The sequence below is a fragment of the Pontiella sulfatireligans genome (genome assembly GCF_900890705.1).
GTDB lineage: Bacteria > Verrucomicrobiota > Kiritimatiellia > Kiritimatiellales > Pontiellaceae > Pontiella > Pontiella sulfatireligans.
This window is the reverse complement of the sequence record NZ_CAAHFH010000001.1, coordinates 224,693-248,995: the sequence shown is the minus strand read 5'-3', so window position 1 is coordinate 248,995 and position 24,303 is coordinate 224,693. Positions and strand designations below refer to the sequence as shown.

The window sequence follows — 24,303 nt, the reverse complement described above, 5'->3', positions numbered from 1 at the left end:
CATGGAACTAATGCCACGACCGCCCGGAGAACCTCATTTTTTTCAAGAGATGATGACGAACGAATCTACATCATAAAACACCGGCGAATGAAGAGAACCGCTCCGCCGAATACCGCAACCAAGCCCAGCGTGGCGGGTTCGGGAATCATCTGTACCGCAAGCTCATCGAGATACATTCTACGCGAATTGGTTGCAGTGCCACCGCCTGCTTCGAAGTATATGGCATTCGGAGTGAGAGCTGATAAGAAAGATGCATTGCTCACCGTAGTCTCTCCACCGTTAGCACCATTCCCGGTTGTATCAACAAAAACACTACCAACGCCATCCTCCCAGCTAAACTGAACAGTATTGAATACATCCTCCCACAACCCGGCATAAAGCGTCGAACCGTCCCCTGTCACAATAGTATTTCCGGCATTATCTTGCTTACCGTTGAGTACGAATTGAAGTAGGGGCGTAATGGTTGTTCCGCTAACATTTACAAGAGAAATCATCCCTGATGTAAACGAGGTTCCTGAATTCACACCAACCTGAGCCGACACAAATCCCTTGGAACTGCTCCCGAATGACAAATAGCCATCCGTAGTACCGTCAGTAACTCCATCTGATCTGCCAATCACCTGTAAGCGACTTTTTCCTTCATTAACATCAAACTCCGACGCAGCATCGGATCCGATAGTCACGATCGTGAACGCCGGTGAGGCCGTCGCTGGCGTTTTTGTCGCCCAATCGGTTCCTGTCGTAGCAGAATCCACACCGCCAACTCCGGTGTTGTCGAAATTCCAGTCCGCAAACGAAGATAGACCGGAAGGCGGAACCAAAGCCGCCTGCGTTACGACTGCCGTCAGACAGGCCATTACGCCCAATACTGATTTCATGTGTCTTTTCATGTTCATGCTCCTTTTTTGTTGTTAACGATTTAATCGTTATAGGAGAAGAATCGGTCTAGCTGAAGAACTCCTTTGCGCATTAATCGGCAGGGATTTACGCACAATAATTCTGCGGAAATATCGACTCTGAAATACGGAAATATTGGAGCCCCTGCACCTACATTCACGCACAGCCCCCCTGCAAGGAACGCTTATTTCCGCGTAAAAATTCGGATATTTTTATACCGGCTGCAACGGGTCCACATGTGGCGTAAACCGATACGTCCTTCGGTAACTTCAGGGAACTGGGTCAGATTCCATTCAAATGCATGCGTCCTGCCGTTATGCTCCCCGGTAAAACGCAACAGATCACCATCCTTAACGGCCGTGATATGCCAGGTTTCGCCAGGCTGAAAAAGATCAAGATCGGCATACTTCGGCTCAAACTGTGTGGCCTTATTGAAGGTCGTGGTATCCTTTGCCGGATAGCGGCGAGCTGAAACATAGCGACCGTCCGAGGCATAGGAAATATGCAACGAGTGCATGTAGAGAAAATAATATTTCATCCACGGTTCCCTGCGCTTTCCCGAGGACTGGAAAATATCCGTCGGCCATTCTTCGGTTCCCAGTCCGGTCGCTTCAATGTAGAGAATATTGACCCCCGCCGCCATGTTGGTATCGATGCGGGTGTAGTCATATTCAATCTTCAGGTCGCCCTCAAAGCTCTGCTTGGTCCAGAGCACGGCATGACTGGCGTTTTCCTTCAGCACGGGGCCGGCCGAATAGGTCATTCCATCGGCCCCGTTGGTGACCCACGCCTTATTCCCCTCTAGGAACCAGTTTTGTTTCCAATCATTGGAACACGGGTCATGAAACACCTCGATCCACTCTGCAGCGGAAGCTGCGCCGACCAGGAGTAACAGCATCACCAACCATTTCATCATCAGCCCTCCAGCTTATCGCCCTTGTATCCGGCTTTGGTCTTTTCCCGGAAATAATCGTTGCAGGGAACGAAGGTCCAGGGCGACCAGGGCGTATTGGTTTTCGGCAGTTTTTTGCGCAGCTGCTTTTTTACCTTTTCATATTCAGGGTTTGCAGACTGGTTGTGCCACTCATTGCGATCCTTGTTCAGGTCATAAAACTCTTCGCTGCCGTCCTCGTACCGGATGTAGCGATAGTCCTCCGTAACGACGGCATGGTTGTTTTCGCCGTAGGTAATAATGGCCGGGCGATCCCACCGGGCATCCGGATTGCGCAACAGCGTCACCAAGCTTTTGCCCTCGTTTTTTTTATTGGCAGGCAGACCGCAAACATCCAGGAGGGTTGGATACAGATCCATCAACGATACCGTCCGCGCGGAGTGCTTTCCTTCAGAAAATCCCGGTGCAGAAATAATGAACGGGACGCGTGTGGCCCGTTGCCAAAGCGACTGTTTGGCAAAGCGGTTTTTCTCGCCCAGGTGGTAGCCGTGATCCGACCAAAGAACTACGATCGTGTTCTCTGCATGACCGCTCTCTTCCAACGCATCGAGCACCATCCCCACGCAGTGGTCCACAAATGAAATACTGGCGAGATAGCCCTGCACAATATTTTTCCACTCGCCGTTTTCAAGCGCCCACTCGGTTGTCGGCATCTGTGGCAGCTCCATGATCCGACGTGCAATTTCCGGGACATCATCCTGGTCACCAGCTTTGTATGGCGGCAACTGGATTGATTCAACCGGATGCAGATCAAACCATTTCTGCGGAACATACCACGGCACGTGCGGACGAACAAAGCCAACGGCCAGGAAGAAAGGCTGCTCATACGGCTTTGCCAACCGTTCCGCCGCCCACGCAGCCGTCTGGTAATCCGGCATCAGTTCATCGCTTTCCGGGAACGCTCCCCAGTCCGTGCTGGTCCTGGGCTGCTCCCATTTAAAATGCTTCGGAGCCTTGGGACCGAAGCGGGGGCTTTCCCGACCGACCAGTTCATGAAACTGACCCTCCGGCGCGTTTTCATGAAATATCTTTCCCCGCCCCATGGTGCGGTAGCCATGGTCGGCAAACCATTTCGGAAGGAATACCGACTGCGATGCCGCCGACTGCTTCAGATCTTCATCATGAATATGCGCATAGATGCCTGTCGTGGCCGGAGTCAGGCCGCTCATGATGGCGGCGCGCGACGGCCCGCACAACGGTGCCGGACAGTGCGCATTATCAAAAACCACTCCACGTTCCGCCAGCCGGTCAATATTCGGGGTCTTCGTGTTTGGATGCCCCTGCATGCAGCCGATCCAGTCGTTCAGGTCATCGATGCTGATCATCAGCACATTAGGCTGCCCGGCCATGCAGCAAAAGCTCAGGCACAGCAGCAGTTTCAATGATTGGAATAAACGCTTCATTATTTCGTCATCCTCAATTCAAACTGCGCGTCGTAGAGCGAATCCGGCCAGACCGGTGCGCCGTTTGATTCAAGCACCTTGATCTCCTCTTCCGCCCAGGCCTGCGGAACGCCATGAAAGCCGATGACGCAAGGCATGATGGTGCGACCATATTTGCTGTCCGACCGCATAAAGTGGAATGCACCGGGTTCACCCAGTCCGATCTTTTCATAGTTCCAGAAGACCAGCCCGTGCAGGTGGTTCGGCTGATTCTGCTCCGCCCCGCCCCAGCGACCATACATCCAGCCGCCGGTCACGTTATCGAACAGCGTCCAGCGCGGCTGCGAGGCGTGGGCCTCATAGCAGGTGTCTTCTGGATAGGCGCAATGCTGGAATACGTTACCGGAACACGCTCCCGCAACTCCGCCGGCATGCCAATGGCTGGCCGTGTCGTTGATCCGGCGAATCAGGCAGTGCGACGTACCGTGCAGTGAAACCGCATTGTGACCGCGGTTTCCTTCAAGCGACAGATCTTCAACCGTCACCGCAGCGGAACCGCCGACAGCCACTACCCGGTTCACATCAATAAAGCGGCAGTTGCGTGCCCAGCTGTTCACACAGCGTGACAGCTGTACAATACTCCAGCCGCCGTCATGGATCGCATTCTTATGGTGCACAAACTTCTCGTGCCAATTGCCGACAAAGGCAATGTCCTCCACGCCCACTTCCTCCAGCGGGGCCCACTTCTGCACGGTCCATTTTTTGACGGCATTCACGTCGATATGGATCGGCTCGTTGAAGGTGATTACGTTCCCGTCAACCGCCGCAACCTGATGCAGCTCATCGATGACAAATCCCCTGTTGATGATCGTTTTCCAGGCCGGTTGAACCGGATACGGCGCAACGGCGGCGGCAACCCCTGCAGGCGATGTATCGGTCATGCTGAGTTCAATCCAGCCCCCGGCCTTGAACGCCGATGCGTCCGACACCTCAACCGCAAATGTTTCGCGCCGGGCATCGGCAACAACCTTTGCCTTTGTCCCGGCCGGCTTTTCACCTTTAAACTGGATGATATAGGGACACGTCCACAGCTTGTCCGGATGCACCGGATCCATGTGGCGGTCAAAAAAAAGTTCCGTACCGCCCTCCCCGCAACCAGCACCGCGGAGTACGATTTTGCTGCCATTGATCACAATTGGCTCATTGTGCGGATCGTCCTGCTCGTTAAGCAGATACCGTCCGGCAGGAAAATAGATGATGCCCGACCCATGCTTTTCTGCCGCCTCAATGGCCAGCAGGAAAGCCTTGCGATCGGACTTGCTATCATTCGGTTTCGCCCCGGCGCGCATCACGTTGAACACCTTCCACTCGACGGTCGGAATCGGTTCCGCGCCATGTCGATAACCGACATAGGAAAAATCAGCCAGCTCCGGTTCACCACCATTCAGCTTTGCTTCGTGATATTGTTTCCAAAGGCTGGACGTATAAGAAGACGGTGCAATCTGTTCTTCAGCAAAACAGACGGCGCCAAGCATAACCCATATACTGCATACGATTCGCTTCATTATTTACCTTCCTGTTCCAGCAACTTTTGATTCACATGCGGCTTAGCATCTTTCTTAAATTCGCTCTGCATCTTCACCAACAGCTCCTGCGCTTTTTCCGGATGCGATTTCACGCAGTTGTGCTCTTCCCCGACATCCTTCCCAAGGTTGTAGAGCTCCAGGTTCAGGTCGGCATCAAACGGCGAGGCGTTGCTGAGCAGCAACTTCCAATCCCCCGAACGCAGCGCCAGGTTTTTCGGCGTCCGCCAGTAAAAGGTTTCCGGCTCAGAATCATCGAAAAAGTTTCGTCCGTCAGACGGATTTTCCAGTTTCACCAGCCCCAGAATCGTATGGTACAGATCCTGAACGATCACCGGTTTATTCCAATCATTGGAAGTAAGTTTCCCTTTCCAATAGACGAAAGCCGGCGTACATACTCCGCCGTCGTAGGGCGATGCCTTCCAGCCGCGCAACGGGCCGACATCACCATAGACGCCGTCGTTGCCGTAAAAATTGATATTGAAGGCTTCTTCCGGAATATACCATTTCTTACCCGGCGCTGACGGCCCGTTGTCGCTGAAGAATACCACCAGGGTATTTTCGAGGAATTCCTGTTTTTCCAGGGTCTGGAAAATCTGACCGATGGAATCATCCAGCTGCGCCATCATACCGGCATAGCCCACGCGGGTTTTCGTGTCGAATTTGCCCTCATAGGGCGCGGTCCATTTCGGATCGACCTGGATCGGCACATGCGGCGCAGTATAGCTCACGCAAAGGAAGAACGGGGCTTCTTCGGCATTCTTCAAATAGCGGATTGCTTCAGCGGTCAAAAGATCGGTCGTATGGCCCTCTTCCCTTTCCGCCACGTTGTCATTGCGCCACCAGTCATAACCCGTTACCGGATTTTCGCGTGTATACTGGTCGAACCAGCCGCCGCGCATCCCGTAGTGCATTTCAAAACCATGTGCACACGGCGCCAGTTCCGATTGCACGCCCAGATGCCACTTTCCGATCAGCGCCGTTTTATATCCATTCTTGCGGAACACTTCCGGCAGTGTCTCTTTTTCAGCCGGAATGCCGTAGTGGTCATCATGCTGAATCGGATACACAATACCCGAACGGCTCGGCGCTTCCCCGGTAAAAAAGGCCGCACGCGTCGGCGTGCAAGTGGAATAGGTATAAAACTTATTCAGGCGGACGCCCTGCCCCGCAATCTTATCGATTTCGGGAGTCGCTATGTCGCCGCCCATATAGCCGACATCTTTCCATCCGGCGTCGTCTAGAATAAAGACCAGCACATTCGGTGAACCAGCGGGAAGCGGCCGTCCGCCCCCCTGTGCTACACAAACAAACAGTCCCGCCAGCATCAACCCTTCTAAAAACCGTTTCATTGTCCTGCCTCCCGATGTATTGCTTTAACTTTTTTCCACGCTGCTTTTGCATCCGCCACCCAGGCCGGCGCACCACCCAACCGCTGCGCCAGTTGCGCTTCATAAAGCGATTCCGGTTCAACCGGAGTGCCGTACGACTCAACAATCCCCAGATGATCTTCATTGAAAGTCGACATCACACCATGAAAGCCAATGTAGTTTGGATAAACGATCTTGGTTTTGCCGAAATACATATTCTTCTTCTCTTCCGCGGTTTTCGGCATGTTCCAGTAGTCGTGATGAATCTTTTCGCCAATTTGCTCAAAGTTCCAGAAGGTCAGATCGACCAGATGATTAGGCTGCAGAAAGGAAGCACCGCCATTGTTTCGCAGATTGGCCACACTGGCATCCCACAATGAACAGTATGGAAACTGGGCATGAAAATCCGGACCGCCGCAGCGCGGGGTCTGTTTCGTTTCCCCGACCGATTCATACCGCCAGATCACCCCTCCGACATGCTCATGCGAAATCCCGCAACCGTGAAAAGAACCGATATCGCTCAAATCCTGACAAAGACCGATCAGGTTTCCGTAGCCCCACTTGGTATTAAAATTTCCGTGCCCCTGATGCCCATCCACCGTATTCATCAAGAACGATGTGGCCATACAGCCGGTGGCAAAACAGGCGTGCGACAGATTCGTAAACCGGCAACGGCGGATCCACCCGTTTTTGCCCTGCACCATTTCGACCGCAAAATACCCGCTGTCGTGAATATAATCTTTATGATGCACAAACGGGGTCGGACTGTTTCCGCTGAAATGGATATCCTCAACGCCCCATCCTTCGGTGGTTGGATAGTCATATACCTTCCATCCATGCCCCGGATCTATATCCGTATGCAACGGCTCCTGCAGAACGAGCGTATGGCCCTCCACCTTAACCACCGTATGCTTTTCTGCCACCGACACACCGTTGTCTATAATTTCGTGGCAGATATCGCGCGGCGTCAGCCCCTTCAGGAAATCGTTGTTGGCCGCCGAGTTCTGCATATGCAGCATGATGGTTTGACCCATCTTAAACTTCGACGCATCTGCCACATCAATTCTGAACGTTCCATTTTTTTCAGCTCCGGCTACCGTGGTTACCGGAACAAACGACTCCCGAAGTCTAAAGTGATAGGCTCCGCTGCCGGACGTTTCAAAACTGAATACCGGGGGCGTCGTCCACTTCTTCGTCGTGTCTTCAGGCACATAGTGATGCTTCTGATGAATTTCTGTACCACCGGTTCCGCTCCCGCTTCCGCGCAAAACAATATTTGCTCCATGAATTTTAATGGATTCCGTACGGCCTTCCTGTTCAGCTACCAGGAATTTTCCGACCGGGAAAAAGACGATGCCTGAACCATTCGCTTCTGCGGCTTTTATGGTTTTCTGAATCGCGTCGTAGTCTGATTTCCCATCGTTCGCAACCGCACCGTAGTCGACAACATTAAAGACCTTCCAGCTCACCTCCGGAATGGCTTCCGTCCCATACTTGTAGCCCGCCCATGAATAATCGGGAATCACCGGCTTTCCAGAAACCCACTCTTTCCAGACCTTGGAAGTTTCGGCCGATGCCAAAGCACATAAGCATAGAAGACAGAAAGCAACGGAAACGGTTTTCATCATAACCCCATCATAAAGTTAAAAGTGCTATCCCAGAAGCCGGGAGGCGGTTCGTGTCCGAAATCCGGATAAACCTCGATCGACTTTTCAGCCCTGATTTTATTATAGGCCGCAAACTGGGTGGACGGAGGACAGATGGTATCGGACAGCGTGGCCCCGAAAAGAACGTCCGCGGCAATCGAGGCCGCATGATGCTGAACATCGATATAACCCAGCTTCTTAAAAATCTCATCTTCACGTTTATGCTGCGGATCAAACTTGCGGAAAAAATCCTTCAGCTCGCTGTAGGCATCGACCGCGAGGTCCATCTCCCAAACCCGTTTATAATCGCAAAGAAAAGGATGAAGCGAAACAACGCGCGCAATGCGCGGTTCAAGAGCAGCACCGGCCAGCGCCAGTGCCCCGCCCTGACTTCCCCCCATGGCACCGACACGGGTTTCATCCACACCGTCCATGGCCATCACGATACCGGCCAGTTGCGCCGCATCCAGAAAGTTAGAGCGAAAGAGCAGTTTTTCCGCTGCACCGTACCCCGGGTATCCGTATTGCCATTACCTGTGCGGGTCACAAACCCCGCCAAACGGTCAACACCGTTAGTATCATTGTTGGTATCGAGCTGCAACGAACCCACCAGCTCTGCACTGGCTAGTGTGGTTGACAAGGCAACCGTTGTAATTATGGCTAATATTTTTTTCATTTTCCTACTCCTCCATGCTTTGAGTTTAAACACGTTATCCATGCGTCGAGAGTGAACCTCTTCTCACGGTATGTTGGGAATAGTAGACGGTCGCTTTGAAAAAAGAAGATTTGCTTTGCGCAAAAAACCGCCGGCATTTGCGCACAAAATTAGGCCGAGTTTGACGGTTATCTCAATTTCCCTCAAAAAGGAAATCGCGCGTAGAATCCTAGCCTTTGTAGTCCTCTCGAAGCGTAGCGGAGAGGGGCTCCTTAGGGCATTCTCGCCGCTGCGCTCCGAGAACACTACATAGCGGGAACACGGCCTACAAAAGCGCACACAAACACCACACACAATGAAGGCCTTGTGCCCCACAAGGCACGGACGGACAACAGGCTTAAACTTTCAGATCCTTGACCTGGAAACCTTTCCGGGCACCCACCTTGATCAGCTTGCTCGCCGCCGGGTTGCCTTTGATCCTCATTTTGCGGGTATCGTATCCCAGCCCCTTGCCGGTACGGATCACCAGCGTGCCGAGAGCAATCATTTCGGTCAGCTGCCCGGCATAGTCGAAGTTGGAACCGGGCTTCGGCCCCTCGCCTTTGCAAGCGCGCAGCCATTCGGCAATGTGGCCGCCCTTGATGCGCGGATAAACCTTTGCCGGACGCAGTTCGGGCTTGGTCTTGAACTCCTGCCAAAGCAGATGCTAAAATTCGGGTACCAAAAACCACAACTGCGGGTAACGAAGGTGCCAAACAAAAAAGATTCATCGAAGCAAAAACCACATAAAATCCATTCAAGAGAACTGATCATTGATGATCCGGCAGGATGACGCTCTGCTTCGAGATATGGGGATCGATCATTTGCCCGGTGAAAAAGTATTCTGCGAAGATCTCGAACGGTTTGGCAAGGGAGCGGTTCTCGGGGGCATGCATCAGATTATTGCCCATAGCACTCGAAAGATTCTAACGCGAGTTGAGCCGGAAGATATTCAACTCCCTCATGGATTTATTCCGCTGTTCGGTGATGAAAGCCTGCTCGAAGGCTCCCCGCGACGCGAAGGAACCAAATACATTACCGACAAAGGCAACGGATTAATGTGGGGCGCATGGATGCTTGGGCCGATGATTGCGGTTCGGCATCTTTGCGCAGAAGGCGAGGGAGAACGGCGTGCGCTGGATCCGTCGTTAGACGATGTACTCGACCGAGTGGTTACGCCACTGCAATAGCGCTCACGCGTGCTCGTGATGATGGATAGTCTGGATGGCGACGGACCGTTTCTGGATCGGCTCGAAAACAAGAGGCATCGCTATGTTATCGGCGGCAAACGCTTCAGGCGTGAGGGGGAAGTGGTAAGATTGCGGCAGATGGCAGGCTCCGAATTTCGCACTTCCGATTCCGGAAGCCGAAGTCTATGCTTCATATATGACCGGTTGAGTGCGTCGGTTCAGAGAAAAACTCAAGGGAGTACGGCATGACACGGGTACTGATTCTCTACATCGTCCGCAACAGCGGCCATCATACGGCGGCCCGCTACCTTGAGACGGCTTTCCGCAAACAGTGTCCGGATGTCGAAACGCGGTGCGTTGATCTGCTGGCCCACCTGCATCCCAAGTGGGGGAAAATCATCGAACGCATGTACATGACCACCATCCGGCGGACGCCGGAGCTGTGGGAGGCGCTCTACGACAACTTCTGGGTCGAGCGTCTGACGCGGAGGCTGCGGCAACTCGTGCAGAAGGGCAAGAGCGAGTCGCTCCAACGGCTGATGGCGGAGTTCAATCCGGATGCGGTCGTTTGCACGCAGGCCTATCCCTTTGCCGTGATCGCCTCGTTTGCCGCCCGCCAAGCCAGCCGGATCCCGTTGCTTGGCGTGACCACCGACTTCGTGCCGCACCGCTTCTGGGTCATGAACAACGGCACTAACCCTCGGTATGTCGTGCCGACGGATTCCGCGGCCGCCCGGCTCATATGGCTGGGCGTCAATGAGAGCCGGATTTGCGTCTTCGGCATCCCGGTTCCGGCAACGGCCGCTCTCGGCGGGCCCCTCGAAAAAGGACGTGTACTCGTGATGGGGGGCGGACGGGCACTGGGTATTCGCTGCCGAACGATAAAAAGACTCGATCGCTGCCCCAACGACTTCACAATCGATGTGGTGTGCGGCACAAACCGGCACCTGCGGAAGCGCCTCATGCGGTGCCGGCAGAGCTTTCAGCATCGAATTCGGATCAGGGGCTATGTCCGCAATGCGGTTGAACTGATGCACCGATCGGATCTCATGATCACCAAACCCGGGGGCGTGACGTTGGCGGAGGCCATCTGTGCCGGTGTTCCACTCCTTCTTGTGCGTCCCCTGCCGGGTCAAGAAAAGGGCAACGCCGAAGTCCTGGTGCACCATGGCGCCGCGCTGCATGTCAGAAACGAATACGATGTGAACCGCAGCGTCACGACCCTGCTGAACAACCGGAAACTTCTAATAATGATGCGGGACAAGGCACTGGCGCTGGCCCGTCCGGACGCCGCCGACCGGATTGTCCGGCATGTGCTCAACCTCGTTTCAGAACAAGAATCCACATGAATGGATTATTACTATTCTACCGCACCGTCAGCCTGCTGACCGCAGTGTTGCCACGTCGGGTTGCGTACGCGGCAGCGAAAGCCGCCTCCGCCGGGGCCTACCGCAACCGCCACGTAATTCGCCGGGCCGTGGCGGCGAACCTTCGTATTGTTTTCGAAGCTCGGGGGCTCGCCATGTCTGACAGCGAGCTTGCGCAGATGGCGCGCAGCACTTTTGACAATTTCGGCAAGTACGTGGTCGACTTCTTTCAACTCGGCCGACTGTCTCCCGCGGCGCTGGACCAATTGGTAAAGGTGGAGCACATCGAGTATCTCGAACAGTGCCGCAGCATGGAAAGGGGCATTATCGGCCTGTCCGCCCATCTCGGCAGCTGGGAGCTGGGCGCAAATGTATTGGAGCGGTATGGATGCCGGATAAACGCCGTGGTCCGCCCGCAGCCTTCCGCCCGGCTTGATGCCTTGTTTGAGTCTCGACGTGCGAACCGGGGAATCAGCGTCCTGCCAATGGGCGGAGGCGCAAGCTTCATGTCCGCCTGCCTGAAACGCGGCGAACTCGTCGTGCTCCTGGGCGACCTGGATTTTTCCGCCAAACAGCGGCGAACATCGTTCTTCGGCAAGCCTGCGCGACTGCCCCGGGGCCCCGCGGTGCTCGCAGCCCGCACCGGTGCACCGATCCTTCCGGCGTTCATTCTGCGCGAACCGGATGAGACGTTCCGGTTTTGCCTCTATCCGCCCATCATCCCTGATCAATTCCGATCCATCGACGACATCCAGGGACGTATCCGCTCCGTCCTGGAAGAGGTCATTGGGAACCATCCCGACCAATGGTTTGCCTTTAATCCGGTGTGGTAGCAAAAACAGGGAATCGCTTATGCGAGAGGTTGCATGCTACCGATCAGCTCATCGACGGCGACGGTGGCGATGCCGGAATGGACGTCCGACATCGCGTAGGGGATGACCAGTTCGTTGTTGTGGATGATCGCGCCGCAGCTGTAGACCACGTTGGGGACATAGCCCTCGCGCTCCTGCTCGTGCGGGGTTAGCAGCGGCTCCTCGAGCCGGGCAATGACCTTGGCCGGGTTTTCAAGGTCGAGCAGCATTGCGCCGATGCAGTATTGGCGCATGGGGCCGACCCCGTGGGTGAGCACCAGCCAGCCGGCTTCGGTTTCCAGCGGCGAGCCGCAGTTGCCCACCTGGATGAATTCCCAGGGGCGTTCCGGCTCTTGGATGATTGCGGACTCCTGCCAGAAATGCAGGTGGTCGGAAAACATGATGTGGTTGTTTTCGCCGTCCTGGCGCGAGAGCATGACGTAGCGCCCGTTGATCTTGTGCGGAAATAGCGCCATCCCCTTGTTATGCACGGCCCGCCCGTTGAGTGTGATAACGTTGAAGGTGACGAAATCCTTGGTTTCGATCAGCTGCGGCAGAATACTGAAGCCGTTGTAGGCGGTGTAGGTCGCATAATAGGTGACCTCGCCATCGTCATCGGTAAAACGCACAAAGCGGGCATCCTCGATGCCGCTGCTTTCATTTTTCGAGACGGGGAAGATGACGCGTTCGGAGAGCGGGAATTCGGCACGAAACGTGGTTTCATAGTTGGAGTGGGCCAGCCAGTCGATCAGCTCCAGCGCCTCGTTCTGCTGCGCGCCGCAGGGGCAGTGTTCCTCCCGGAAATCGGCCACGGTTTCCTCCAATTCGGCATAGGTGAAGTTGTCCGGCAGCTGGTCGAGCACCCAGGCGGTCGTTTCGTTGCAGGCTTCCATTTCGTTGAGCTTGAGCTCGAAGAGATGGCGGTCGTAATCGGCATCCAGATGCAGCGCGGGCGTTTCGACATAGTCGCTGATGGGATCGAAGGCCAGCAGGTTTTCGGCGTTGAGAATGCCGCTGCGGAACACGATCGAAGAAATATGCCCTTCGCCGGTGGCGCGCAGGCTCAGAATGAAGCGCAACTCTCCCGCATTCAGCCCGCTTTGGTCGGGATGCGGAACGATCGAGGGATTGAACAGCGCAGCCGATTCGATGGAATATTCCATGGTGAAATAGGCCCCGAGCAGCTTGTGCTGGGTTCCGCTGAGGAGGGTGCCGCGGGGCAAGTGGTCCTTTACTGCCTTGAGGTGGCTCATGAAGATATGGTCGATGTCGCGGTGGCGGCCGGCGAAGTCGAGCATCACCTGCTCCAGCAGGGCGGCGGCGGTTTCTTCGGGCAGCGCAATGACGCGCTGCATGATTCGTTCAATGCGCTCGGGACTGCCCGGCAGATTCGGACGGGCGATGACCCGTCTGGGGTCGCCGAGGATGCGTTCGCTTTTGCGTTTTACTTTCGGGTTCATGGCAGCTCCTCCTTAACAGGGTTCACGCGGGTCGTCGAGACAGAGTTGAACGAGCTCGGCAATGATCGCCGTGCCCACGCACATAACGGTATCCGCGCCGCCCCAGTAAATTTTCACCGTGCCGTCATCTTCGGGCACCGCCCCGCAGGTAAAGACCACATTGGGCACATAGCCGCTGATTTCCCATGGATCTTCGGGTTGTAAAATCCAGCGGTCAGCCACTCCGATCAGTTTGGCAGGATCTTCGAGATCGTGCAGCGCCACGCCAAGGCGATAAACGACACCGGACATGGTTTTAAACACACCGTGATAGATGCTCAGCCAGCCTGAGTCGGTTTTGAATGGCGGCGCACCGGGGCCTACCTTCATTTCGTCCCAATGATATTGCTCCGGCTTGATGAGCATTCGCGAGTCGCCCCAGTGCACAAGGTCGGGGGAATACGAAATCCAGATCGACCACGGCATGATTTCGGAATGAGGACGATCCAGTCTCACATAGCGGCCCCCAATTTTTTCAGGAAAGATGACGACGTTGCGTAGGTCGGCCTGAGTGATCAGTGCCACGCGTTCGATGGAGGTGAAATCTTTTGTTCGGGCCAGAGCGATGCGGACCCCATAGCGGGAATAGGCGCTGTAGGTCAGTAAATATTCGCCCTCGATCGGCGTGATACGCAGATCCTCGACTCCGAATGCCTCGTATTCGGCAAACACGCCTTCGGTCGCCGGCGTGAGAAAGGGCGCGGGATCAACCGTGAACTCAAAGCCATCTCGACTTTCCGCTTTGCCGATGATGGAACGGCCGTTGTGAATATGTGACCGAAACAGCATGATGTAGCGGTCGTCGTGCTTGACGATGCCGGCATTGTGGACGGTGCCGACGGGATACGGCACATCGTCCCGCGTTAGAATCGGGTTCTTTTTGCAGCGTTGAACCAGGGTGGCATTCTGTGTTGTTTTCATTCTACATTTCCATTTTGAGGATCTGTTTGTACACGTCGATATATTGTTCAGCCATGCGATCGGCGGTGAAGCGTTCCTCCACCGTTTGGCGGCACTGAGTCCGGTCAATGGTTGCAATCTGCGCAACGCATTCGACGGCTTCGGCGCTCGTGTTCACCAAAAAACCGTTTTGCCCATGTTCGATCAACTCCGGCATGCTGCCCCGATTGAAGGCAATGGTCGGCGTGCCGCAGGCCATCGCTTCGATGATAGAAAGGCCGAAGGGTTCGTTGAACGAAATCGGATGCAGCAACGCGGAGGCACCACCGAGCAGCTGGTTGCGGCGCACAGGCCCTACGTTGCCCACATAGTCCACTTGGCCCTCTTTCAGTTCGGATTCGACGTATTGTTTGAAGTAGGCATCGTCCTGAATAATTCCTGCAAGAATGAGCGGCTTCTGGCAGGCGCGTGCAATGGCAATGGCTTCCTTGGCTCCTTTTTCGGGATGGATGCGGCCAAAGAAGAGTAAATAGTCGTCGGGTTGTGCTCGAAAATCAAAGTGTTTAAGGTCGATGCCATGATGGATGGTGGCGATATAATCGAGTTTAGCCGCACGGTCGGAATCGCTGATGGCGACGTATGCCGTGCGCCGGTTGTATTTTTCATAAACGGGCAAAATGCCGGGCGAGGAAAAACCATGGATCGTGGTGATGACTGGGGTGGAAACCAGGGCGGAATAGGTAAGCGGCAGAAAATCGAAGTGGTTGTGAATGAGATCGAATTCGTCTGCGTGCTCAAACACTTCGGAAATATGCAGGCCTTCCCATACCTTGGGAATGATGTTGCGGTCCTCCTCATAGCCCTGCGCGCAGACCGAGCGCAGCGTCCCGCCGGTTTCCGAATCGCCGGTGGCAAACAGAGTGACGTCGATCCCGCGCGCAACCAATCCCTCGGTCAAAAGCGAGACGACGCTTTCCCACGGTCCATAATGAAGTGGCGGGGTGCGCCAGGCAATGGGAGCCAGCATGGCAATTTTCATCGGGATTTCCTTAGGTTAGTGGGTGTCTGGGATGGAATTTTCCGCCAGGCGCAGTTCGAGCAGGGTTTGGATAAAGGCGAGGGTGGATTCCGCTCCTTGATTTTCATTGGGTCGGTCGGGGTGTAGACCATCGCGGCATCCGCCAGAGGTGTGGTCGTACAGTGAAATGCCAAGGTCGTTGTTGCCGAGGAACCAATCGAAGGTGCGGCGAGCCTCGTTCAGCCAATAGACATCGCCGGTACAGCGATAGGCTTCAAGAGAGGCGGAGGCCATGGCATGCGCCTCGACCGGTTGCTGATCGAAGCGGGCTCGCTCGCCCCCTTTTACATAGAAGCCGTTAGAGCCGATCGGCGAGAAATGATCGTCGGACCGTTGCATGTCGGTTAACCAATGAAGCGACTCGAGTCCGATCTCGGTCAGGTCGGAATTGGGGATCCATTGGCCGCACATGAGCATGGCGTGCGGCAGCACGGCATTGCAATAGGTTAGGCGATCTTCGAACCAGCGCCATTCATCCGAGCGATTGGCGTGATACAATTCAACCAGACGGTCTGCCAATTGATCACGAATTTGGTTCACCAATCGGTCGCCCTCGAAACGCCGCAAATATTCGTGAATGCCGATCAGGGCAAAGGCCCAGGCACGCGGGCTTTTGATGGCAAGAATGGAGGGAATTGCCTGTTCAAAGAGACCACTGGCGATGCCGCGCAAGGATGAGAGAGTGGAACGGCCCATTACGGTTCCCAGCGCCCAGAGCGTACGACCCTGACTGTCGTCCGAGCCGCTCGTTTCCAGCCAATTGCGTTGGTAATCCATAAAATTACGAAAGCGTTCGGTTTTTGGATTGAAGGCATAGGCGATAAAGGCGAGGTAACGCGACGACAACTCTAACGACTGGCCGTTGCCTAGTTCAAGTTCCGCCAGCATGATGCCGACAATCAGTGCACGGGCATTGTCGTCAATGCAGTAACCTTCGGCATAATTGGGTACGATGTATTTGGCGTGCTGGATCATGCCAGTGTCATCCGTTAAGCGACGCAAATGATTCAGCTTAAGCATTGGCAGGTCGGCCGGACGCTGGTTTAGCGGTTTGACGGCATAGCTGGATGAAGCGGTGAGAAGGTGCTGGCTGCGAGCCTGCTCAAAGCTCTCCATATATTGCTGGGCGACCTTGGGCCAGATCATTTCCCGACCGAACAGGTAGGCTTTCTTGCGCATGGCATGGCGTTTGGATTCGTGGTCGAGCAGATCAAGTACCTGTTCGGCCAATGCGGCAGAATCTCGGAATGGAAATAGCGCACCGCGCCCGTCGGCGAGCAGCTCCTCTGCGTGCCAGTAGGGTGTCGAAACGACGGCCTTGCCGGCACCGATCGTGTAGGCCAGTGTGCCGGAAGTGATCTGCGCCGCATTGAGGTAGGGCGTGATGTAGATATCTGCCGCGTTGATAAATTCAATCAGTTCCTCGATGGTAACGAAGCTGTTATGGAAAATCACGTTACCGGCCACACCCAGCTTTTGAGCGAGACGTTGCAGCGACAATCGATACTGCTCACCCTCATTCTTCAGTACGTTGGGATGGGTCGCGCCGACAACAATATACACGACCTCTGGATGGCGGGCAACAATCGCTGGCAGGGCTGAAATCACGGTTTCGATTCCTTTGCTGGCAGAGAGCAGTCCAAAGCTTAACAGCACCTTTTTTCCTTCCACCCCAAACAGATCCTTATGAAAGTTGGGGTCGGCAAACGGAACATCTGGCACGCCGTGGTGAATGAAGTCGATTTTTTCCGGTGGCACGCCGTAAATGTCCTTCAGAAACTCCACGCCGCGTCGGCTCATGGTGACGAGCCGGTCGGAGAGCGCCGCCACTTCTTTGAGTACTTGTAGCTGTTCCGGTAGCGGTTTTTCCAAAATGGTATGTAGTGTTGTGACGACTGGCATACGCAACTCACGCAAAAGTGTTAGAATATGACTGCCAGCGGCGCCACCGTAGATACCATACTCATGCTGAAGGCAGACCACATCCACGTTGTTGATGTTGAGGAAATCCGCGGCACGGCGATAGGATTCAATATCCTTTTCCGACAATTCGAATCGCACACGCGGCGGATAGCTGTAGCCCGTCTCGGTGTCGTTAACCGGTAGGGCCAAGCAGGTGATCGTATCGGCGTATGCTGTTGCGACCGCCTCGCACAAGTCGGTAGTAAAGGTGGCAATGCCACACTTCCGTGGTAGATAATTTCCCACAAAAGCCACTCGATTAATTGTCGAACTTGAATTTTTTTTCACTGTTTATCTCCGATCATGTTTGGTTGCGAATCTGATCAAGATCAGAATTGTTCCGGCAGCAGAAGGATGTCATTAGCCAGCGAATCTTTGGATGCATCAGCATCATGTCGCTCAAGTATGCGACAATGATCAACGCCAACGTTGGAGGATCATCGAATTAAACAAGCTTCCACATAGCCAACACTCGTTTTTTGGTATGCAATCCACCCAATTTATCAAATCTATATGGATCTGACTAATCTATTCTCCATATCTCGGATATGGAGGATATGGAAACTTACAGTCTATCCACAGAGGAATAACCGCCGAATGGCGCTTGCAACCGGATTGGCAAGGGGTGTTAGATCGTGACGAATTCTCGAAAAGGTCGAAATATGAATAAATTATTCAAGGTTGCAGATCGCCAATTGAAAAGACTCTTTATCTCGGTTTCGGACAAGCAGGGAACACCGCCCGGAACCATGGTCTACACAGGAACGCAGAAAACGGAACCGTTGCGTATTACCGTTATCGACTACGACGCGGAAACCATTTCCGAGCAGCAGGATGTCACAACAGAGGCATGCGTTGCCCTGAAAGAAACGAACACCGTCAGCTGGATCAATGTGACCGGCCTGAATGATACCGAAGCTGTCGGCCGGATTGGTTCAGAGTTCGGCATCCATCCGCTGGTACTCGAAGACATTCTGCATACCACGCAGCGCCCCAAGCTGGAGGATCTCGGCGACTACCTCTTCCTCGTGGTGCGGATGCTTTTCGTTGAACCTGATACCAATGCGATCCACTCGGAACAGATCAGCTTTATCCTGACCAAACACTGCCTGATCTCCTTCCAGGAGGCCTCCGGCGATGTGTTCGATGTCATCCGCGACCGCCTGCGCAAAGGCCATGGCCGCATCCGCAAGATGGGGGCGGATTATCTGCTTTATGCCCTGATGGACGCCATTGTGGACAACTATTTCTTGGTCCTGGAAAAAACCGGGGAACAGATCGAAGGCATAGAACAATCGCTCATGGAAAATCCGAACAGCCTGCTTCTGAATGAACTCTACGCACAGAAACGCGAGCTGCTCTACATCCGCAAGGCCATCTGGCCGCTGCGCGAAGCCATCGGCGGGCTGGAGCGGGGCGAGAGCAAACTGCTCACGGCAAAAATCTCCGCCTACCTGCGCGACCTCTACGACCATACGATCCAGGTCATCGACACCGTCGAAACCTTCCGCGACATGCTCAGCGGCGTGCAGGACCTCTACCTCTCCAGCATGGGGCAGAAGACCAATCAGGTGATGCAAGTGCTGACCGTGATCGCCACCATTTTCATCCCGCTCACCTTTGTGGCGGGCATCTACGGCATGAACTTCGAACACATGCCGGAGCTGGGCTGGAAATACAGCTATCCCTCCGTCTGGGTGGTGATGGTTCTGGTGGCCATCGGCATGCTTGTCTACTTCCGTCGCAATAAATGGTTTTGATTCGACTGAACCTACGGCTACCACTTCTGCAAGCCCTTCACGAAGGCGATGATTGAATATTTCGACCACGCCGCCGCAGCCGATGCACGGAAGTAGCTGTACACCGTCTAGGTTGAAAAGGATTAATAACATACAGACGGGACGCTGATGCGTTGCGGGTTTAACAGAAAAGGATTGTCCAATGATAAAACTAAAACTCTCCGCCGCCTTGGCGTTGATCATCTTTGTGCTGATCGTGGTGTTCCAGAACACGGAACTGGTTGCGACACGCTTCTTGTTCATCACTTTCACCATGCCGCGCGCCGCGTTGCTGGCGGTCACCTTTCTGGTAGGGGCGGCGGCGGGAATCCTCTTGTCTTTCGGCCTTGCCAGGCACATGCCGAAAAAACAAAAATGAATGAAACATCGCTTCCGGAAGCCGAGAGCCCGAGGCAGGGGTGGTTGCGCCTGTTGAAGCGAGTGTATCCGTTTATCGGCATTCGCATAGAGGATCATCGCCTTTATCGCATCTCCTGATTAGGTCCAAAGCATACCCAAGGAGGGGCTTTTGTCACATAGAACCGATCCATGTAAGAAGCTCCTCGAATACTCCTTTATAAAATCGACGCTTAATGGCTCCCTCATTACGATTTTGTTTTTAAACACAGGGAGAAAAAACAGTGTTCGATAAATACTTTTCAGTGAAATTACCAGCGGGCAGGTGTTGGGATGATTCTAGATGTAAGGCACTGATCATCAACAGTGCGGGCGCGGGTGTTTCCACAGTTGAAATAAACGTTGCCTACGCTTCCATTGGCGGGAATAAATCTGTAATAAATGTTCCACTATTTCTAAATCAGTCGTGGAGTTTGTTACTGACAGGGGAAGAATGCCATCCATCGAATACAACGAGGCGGATACACGCGCCAAGCTGATTGATCCGGCCTTGCATCGGCGCGGGTGGACAGAGGATTTTATCCGTCGCGAGGTGACCGCTGGAAGTATCGAAATTATCAGCGGCAAAGCTCGGCGACGTGGACGTGGAAAAGCGGACTATGTCTTACGCTACAAACTTCGCCCGGATGCACAACCGGTCGCTTTGGCTCTCATCGAAGCGAAGCGCAACACACTGCCTGCCGGGCATGGGCTGGATCAGGCCAAGGGCTATGCCGCCTGCGACCGACTCCATGTCCGCTTCGTGTTTTCCTCGAACGGCTATCAGTTTGTTGAATTTGACCGCGAAACCGGGGTGACCTCCGATCCTCAGCCGATCGAACAATTTCCCTCGCCGGAAGATTTGCGGAAACGCTTCGAAGCGTCTGCGGGCTTTGCGTTGGACGATCCTGCTGCCGCGCCTTTGCTGCAGACCTATCACGAGGGTGAAGGCACCCGTCGCTACTATCAGGACGCCGCTATTCGCGCCGTGCTCGAAAAGGTGGCCCGCTGCGAAAGGGAGGGCAAGCCATCGAGGGCGCTGCTCAGTCTCGCGACCGGCGCGGGCAAGACCTTCATTGCTGTGAACCTCCTGAAGCGCATCGCCGATGCCGGCCTGCTCAAACGGGCGCTCTTCCTGTGCGACCGCGACGAGCTGCGCACGCAGGGGCTGAAGGCCTTCCAGAATGTCTTCGGCTCCGATGCCGCCGAAGTGTTCCGGAAGAACGGGGAGAACAATGCACAGAATGCCCGGGTGCATGTTGCCACCTATCAGACGCTCGGAGTGGACAAGGATGACGGCGATGCCAGCTTTCTGTCCGAGTTCTATCCCGAAAACCATTTCACCCACATAGTCATCGACGAGTGCCACCGCTCCGCTTGGGGCAAATGGTCGGAGGTATTGAACAAGAATCCCAAGGCTGTGCAGGTCGGCCTGACGGCAACGCCCCGCAAGCTGGCGGAAAAACTCGAGCGGAATGCGGGCAGCACCATCCAGTATCCCATGGCGAAGGTCGTCGTTCCGGAAGAGCTTCCTCTGGCGGCGGAATCCGGAGGAAAGCCGGCAACCACGGAAGCGATGAAGGATGCAACGCTCTGTGCCGACAACCATAAATATTTCGGCGAGCCGGTCTATGAATACGACATGGCGCAGGCGATCGAGGATGGCTATCTGGCCGCCTGCCAGATTCAGCATGGTCTCGTCAGCGTGGATGAAACCGGCATAACCAAGGCCGACATTCTCGCGCGCAACCCGAAAGATGCCATTACCGGAAAACCCATTACCGCCGCGCAGCTCGATGAACTGTACCGCAGGCATCAGTTCGAGGATCGGATTCTTCTGCCGGACCGCGTGATGGCCATGTGCCAGGATCTTTTCAATTACCTGCTCGAAACCGGAGGCCCAGAACAGAAAACCATCATCTTTTGCGCGCGGGACCGCCATGCGGACGATGTGGCCACTCAGCTCAACAACCTCTATGCCGACTGGTGCCGCAAAACCGGCAAGGAGCGGCTGGACTGCTATGCCTTCAAATGCACGGCCGCCAGCAGTGGCAACGACCAGTTGCCCGATCTGCGCGCCGCCTCCCGCAGCCACTTCATCGCCACGACGGTCGACCTGCTCTCCACCGGCGTTGACGTGCCGTGCGTGCGCAACATCGTATTCATGAAATACGTCAAATCGCCGATCAGTTTCTACCAAATGCTTGGGCGGGGCACGCGGATCGACATCGAGACCAACAAGCTCATGTTCACCGTGTACGACTATACCGGCGTTACCGGCCTCTTCGGCGAAGAGTTCATTACCAAGCCCCCAAGGGAACCCGGAGACGGCCCGTTTGAGCCTCCTCCTCCACCCCCGCCGCCGGAACCGACCATTATTGTGGACGGGTTCGATGTGCATGTCACCGATGCCGGCCGCTCCATCGTCACCGAGGTGGACGGCAAAGCCATGCCGGTTTCGGTCGAGGAATACCGAGCCCGCCTCGCGGCGAAACTGATTGAAGAGGCGCATACGCTCTCAGAGTTCCGCTCCATCTGGATCGACCCGCCCACCCGGCGGGAACTCATCGACACGCTCGTCAGCGCTGGCTATTCCCCCCGCGTTGTGCGCATGGTGGATGACAAAGATGATTGCGATCTCTACGATGTGCTGGCCGAGCTCGGCTGGGGCCTCAGCCCGCGCACCCGGCAGGATCGGGCGCTGGCCTTCACCTATAAAAACGAAGAATGGCTCGGCAGCCTGCCGGAAGTGGCAGGACGAACGATTAAAGCTATTGCCGGCCAGTTCCGCATCGAAGGCACCGAGGCACTTGAAAATAAATATATTTTCGGTATCCCTGAAGTTGAGCAGGCAGGCGGACTGAACGCGCTCCGCGCGGCGGGCGAGCCCAAAGAGCTGCTGCGCGAAACCAAAATCAGGATGTTTGCGGCTTAACCGTGGGTTTGGATATGGAAACACCGAAGAATACATTGAGATTGCCGGTTTCGCTCGACGATATGTTGCGCGGCAAATCGGTCGAGTGGGAGCGGCTGGAATATAAGCAGGGCTGGAATCCCGAAGCTGTGCTGCATACGATCTGCGCCTTCGCAAACGATTTCCACAACCTGGGCGGCGGCTACATCGTGATTGGTGTGGCCGAAAAGAACGGCCGTCCGGAGCTTCCACCCGCAGGGCTCGATCCCGACACGCTCGATATGATCCAGAAGGAATTGCTCAATCTGGGGCATTCGTCGATTCAGCCGATGTATCATCCGCTCTCAACCCCGTGCGAGGTCGACGGTAAGTGGATTTTGGTCATCTGGGTTCCCGGCGGCGAGACGCGCCCCTACAAAGCGAAGGCCAGTCTGTCGAAGGACAGGAGCGACTGGGCCTATTTTATCCGCAAGATGTCGAACACGGTTCGGGCCAAAGGGGCCGACGAACAGGAGCTCGTCAGTCTGGCGGCGACGGTTCCGTTCGACGACCGCTACAACCAGCAGGCCGCCGTCGCCGATCTGTCGCCGCGCCTGATGGAGGAATTCTTGCGGGAGGTCGGCAGCGAACTGGCCGACGAGGCGCAAGCGCTCCCGCCGGAAGCGCTCGGACGGCAGATGAACATTGTCGGCGGTCCGTCGGAAGCGCTGTTTCCAAAAAATGCGGGACTGCTGTTTTTCAACGATGATCCCCGCCGGTTTTTCCCGGCCACGCAGATTGATGTGGTTTGGTTCCCGGATGGCGCTGGCGGTGACCGGTTTGAGGAAAAGACCTTTTCCGGGCCGCTTTCGCGGATGACCCGCGAGGCGCTCGATTATATCCGCCGCAATTATCTCAAGGAGACCGTCGTCAAGCATCCCGACCGGGCCGAGGCCGAACGCTTCTGGAATTTCCCCTATGCCGCCATCGAAGAGGCGCTGGTCAACGCGGTCTATCACCGCTCCTACGAAATCCGCGAGCCGGTCGAGGTGCGCATCACTCCGCAGGATTTGGTGATCCTCAGCTTTCCCGGTCCCGACCGTTCAATCCGCATGGATGATCTGCGGGAAGGCCGGGCCGTCAGCCGCCGCTACCGCAACCGCCGGCTCGGCGAATTTCTGAAGGAGCTGGACCTGACCGAAGGCCGCTCGACCGGCATCCCCAAAATGTTGCGCAACATGGCCGCCAACGGATCGCCTGCGCCCGAATTCGAGAGCGACGACGACCGCACCTACTATCTCGTCCGCCTGCCGGTGCATCCGCGGGCGGAACAGGTGACCGGGGAAGCCACCGGGGAAGATGGGGCTTCGGCCCAGTCAGGGGCCCAAGTAGGGACTAAGCAGGAACCAAGTAGGCACCAAGTAGGCACCAAGTCGGGACCAAGTAGGGACCAAGCCACCGGGGAAGTCGCCGGGGAAGTCACCGGGGAAGTCAAACGCCTACTTTCCGTGATAGACGGTGAGATGAAACGAGTAGAACTTCAAAGCGCGATGAAGCTGAAACACGAGGATTATTTCCGTGAAGCCTATTTGATTCCTGCAATCCAGCTTGGACTAATCGAAATGACCATCCCGGACAAGCCGACCAGTCGTTTGCAGAAATATCGCCTTACTGAAAAGGGCAGACGCCTGCTGGAGAACCAATAGTGCCGGATTTATGCGAAACGGATCTGGCTGGAGACGCTGTATGCTCCTTATGGTTACAAATTCACACGCAGGTTTCAGCATGCAGGCGGGACGCCTGCGGTACGTATCGCCGCCGTCTCGGCGGCATGTCCGGCAATCGGCCGATAAATCATCTTTTGT

At 55.2% G+C, this 24,303-nt stretch carries 19 protein-coding genes and 1 pseudogene; 8 read left to right on the top strand and 12 right to left on the bottom strand.

Annotated features, from left to right (window positions below; all coding sequences use genetic code 11):
• Window positions 1-65 precede the first annotated feature (65 nt).
• The 8 genes and pseudogenes from SCARR_RS00960 to SCARR_RS00925 all read right to left on the bottom strand — a co-directional run bounded on the left by SCARR_RS00960 (window position 66) and on the right by SCARR_RS00925 (window position 8,506).
• Window positions 66-890, bottom strand: a complete 825-nt coding sequence (locus tag SCARR_RS00960) for a hypothetical protein (protein ID WP_136059668.1) — start codon at window positions 888-890, stop codon at window positions 66-68.
• 191 nt (window positions 891-1,081) lie between these two features.
• Window positions 1,082-1,813, bottom strand: coding sequence for a DUF1961 family protein (locus SCARR_RS00955; protein ID WP_136059667.1), 732 nt, complete (start codon window positions 1,811-1,813; stop codon window positions 1,082-1,084).
• Window positions 1,813-3,252, bottom strand: coding sequence for a sulfatase (locus SCARR_RS00950; RefSeq protein WP_222846121.1), 1,440 nt, complete (start codon window positions 3,250-3,252; stop codon window positions 1,813-1,815). The genes SCARR_RS00955 and SCARR_RS00950 overlap by 1 nt, the downstream gene beginning before the upstream one ends.
• A complete protein-coding gene (locus tag SCARR_RS00945) occupies window positions 3,252-4,796 on the bottom strand; it encodes a DUF4955 domain-containing protein (RefSeq protein ID WP_136059666.1) in 1,545 nt (514 codons plus the stop codon). Before SCARR_RS00945 ends, SCARR_RS00950 begins: the two co-directional genes overlap by 1 nt.
• Entirely contained in the window at window positions 4,796-6,166 is a 1,371-nt protein-coding gene (locus tag SCARR_RS00940) for a sulfatase-like hydrolase/transferase (RefSeq protein ID WP_136059665.1), read from the bottom strand. The genes SCARR_RS00945 and SCARR_RS00940 overlap by 1 nt, the downstream gene beginning before the upstream one ends.
• Window positions 6,163-7,812: a DUF4955 domain-containing protein gene (locus SCARR_RS00935; protein WP_136059664.1), complete on the bottom strand. Its 1,650-nt coding sequence runs from the start codon at window positions 7,810-7,812 to the stop codon at window positions 6,163-6,165. The genes SCARR_RS00940 and SCARR_RS00935 overlap by 4 nt, the downstream gene beginning before the upstream one ends.
• Window positions 7,809-8,327: pseudogene (locus tag SCARR_RS00930) on the bottom strand (acetylxylan esterase); the annotation flags it as partial. The gene SCARR_RS00935 and the pseudogene SCARR_RS00930, both read right to left, overlap by 4 nt.
• The gene (locus tag SCARR_RS00925) at window positions 8,270-8,506 is read right to left on the bottom strand and encodes a hypothetical protein (protein WP_136059662.1); all 237 of its coding nucleotides are present in this window, start codon (window positions 8,504-8,506) and stop codon (window positions 8,270-8,272) included. The pseudogene SCARR_RS00930 and the gene SCARR_RS00925, both read right to left, overlap by 58 nt.
• Before the next feature lie 334 nt (window positions 8,507-8,840).
• On the opposite strand from SCARR_RS00925, the gene SCARR_RS00920 reads away from it, so the two are divergent.
• The 4 genes from SCARR_RS00920 (at window position 8,841) to SCARR_RS00905 (ending at window position 11,914) form a co-directional block, all read left to right on the top strand.
• On the top strand, window positions 8,841-9,317 hold the full coding sequence (locus SCARR_RS00920) for a hypothetical protein (protein WP_136059661.1): 477 nt from the start codon (window positions 8,841-8,843) through the stop codon (window positions 9,315-9,317).
• On the top strand, window positions 9,301-9,714 hold the full coding sequence (locus SCARR_RS00915) for a hypothetical protein (protein ID WP_136059660.1): 414 nt from the start codon (window positions 9,301-9,303) through the stop codon (window positions 9,712-9,714). The genes SCARR_RS00920 and SCARR_RS00915 overlap by 17 nt, the downstream gene beginning before the upstream one ends.
• Before the next feature lie 245 nt (window positions 9,715-9,959).
• Window positions 9,960-11,063, top strand: coding sequence for an MGDG synthase family glycosyltransferase (locus SCARR_RS00910; RefSeq protein WP_136059659.1), 1,104 nt, complete (start codon window positions 9,960-9,962; stop codon window positions 11,061-11,063).
• Window positions 11,060-11,914, top strand: coding sequence for a lysophospholipid acyltransferase family protein (locus SCARR_RS00905; protein ID WP_136059658.1), 855 nt, complete (start codon window positions 11,060-11,062; stop codon window positions 11,912-11,914). The genes SCARR_RS00910 and SCARR_RS00905 overlap by 4 nt, the downstream gene beginning before the upstream one ends.
• A 17-nt stretch (window positions 11,915-11,931) precedes the next feature.
• Here the strand turns inward: SCARR_RS00905 and SCARR_RS00900 are convergent, their stop codons facing one another.
• Genes SCARR_RS00900 through SCARR_RS00885 form a run of 4 tightly spaced genes read right to left on the bottom strand, consistent with a single transcriptional unit; the run spans window position 11,932 to window position 17,617 of the window.
• On the bottom strand, window positions 11,932-13,392 hold the full coding sequence (locus tag SCARR_RS00900) for a glycoside hydrolase family 130 protein (protein WP_136059657.1): 1,461 nt from the start codon (window positions 13,390-13,392) through the stop codon (window positions 11,932-11,934).
• A gap of 12 nt (window positions 13,393-13,404) precedes the next feature.
• Window positions 13,405-14,352, bottom strand: coding sequence for a glycoside hydrolase family 130 protein (locus tag SCARR_RS00895; RefSeq protein ID WP_136059656.1), 948 nt, complete (start codon window positions 14,350-14,352; stop codon window positions 13,405-13,407).
• 1 nt (window position 14,353) lies between these two features.
• Entirely contained in the window at window positions 14,354-15,370 is a 1,017-nt protein-coding gene (locus SCARR_RS00890) for a glycosyltransferase family 4 protein (RefSeq protein ID WP_136059655.1), read from the bottom strand.
• Between the two features lie 15 nt (window positions 15,371-15,385).
• Entirely contained in the window at window positions 15,386-17,617 is a 2,232-nt protein-coding gene (locus SCARR_RS00885; RefSeq protein ID WP_222846120.1) for a glycosyltransferase family 4 protein, read from the bottom strand.
• Window positions 17,618-18,033: 416 nt separating this feature from the next.
• Between SCARR_RS00885 and corA the strand changes: the two genes are divergently transcribed.
• From corA to SCARR_RS00865, 4 genes are all read left to right on the top strand, one after another.
• The gene (gene corA, locus SCARR_RS00880; protein ID WP_136059654.1) at window positions 18,034-19,131 is read left to right on the top strand and encodes a magnesium/cobalt transporter CorA; all 1,098 of its coding nucleotides are present in this window, start codon (window positions 18,034-18,036) and stop codon (window positions 19,129-19,131) included.
• A gap of 181 nt (window positions 19,132-19,312) precedes the next feature.
• Window positions 19,313-19,528, top strand: a complete 216-nt coding sequence (locus tag SCARR_RS00875; RefSeq protein ID WP_136059653.1) for a lipopolysaccharide assembly protein LapA domain-containing protein — start codon at window positions 19,313-19,315, stop codon at window positions 19,526-19,528.
• 471 nt (window positions 19,529-19,999) lie between these two features.
• On the top strand, window positions 20,000-22,480 hold the full coding sequence (locus SCARR_RS00870) for a DEAD/DEAH box helicase family protein (protein WP_136059652.1): 2,481 nt from the start codon (window positions 20,000-20,002) through the stop codon (window positions 22,478-22,480).
• Window positions 22,481-22,494: 14 nt separating this feature from the next.
• Window positions 22,495-24,144 carry a Fic family protein gene (locus SCARR_RS00865; protein ID WP_136059651.1) on the top strand — a complete coding sequence of 550 codons (1,650 nt, stop codon included), beginning with the start codon at window positions 22,495-22,497 and terminating at the stop codon, window positions 24,142-24,144.
• The last annotated feature ends 159 nt before the right edge of the window (window positions 24,145-24,303 follow it).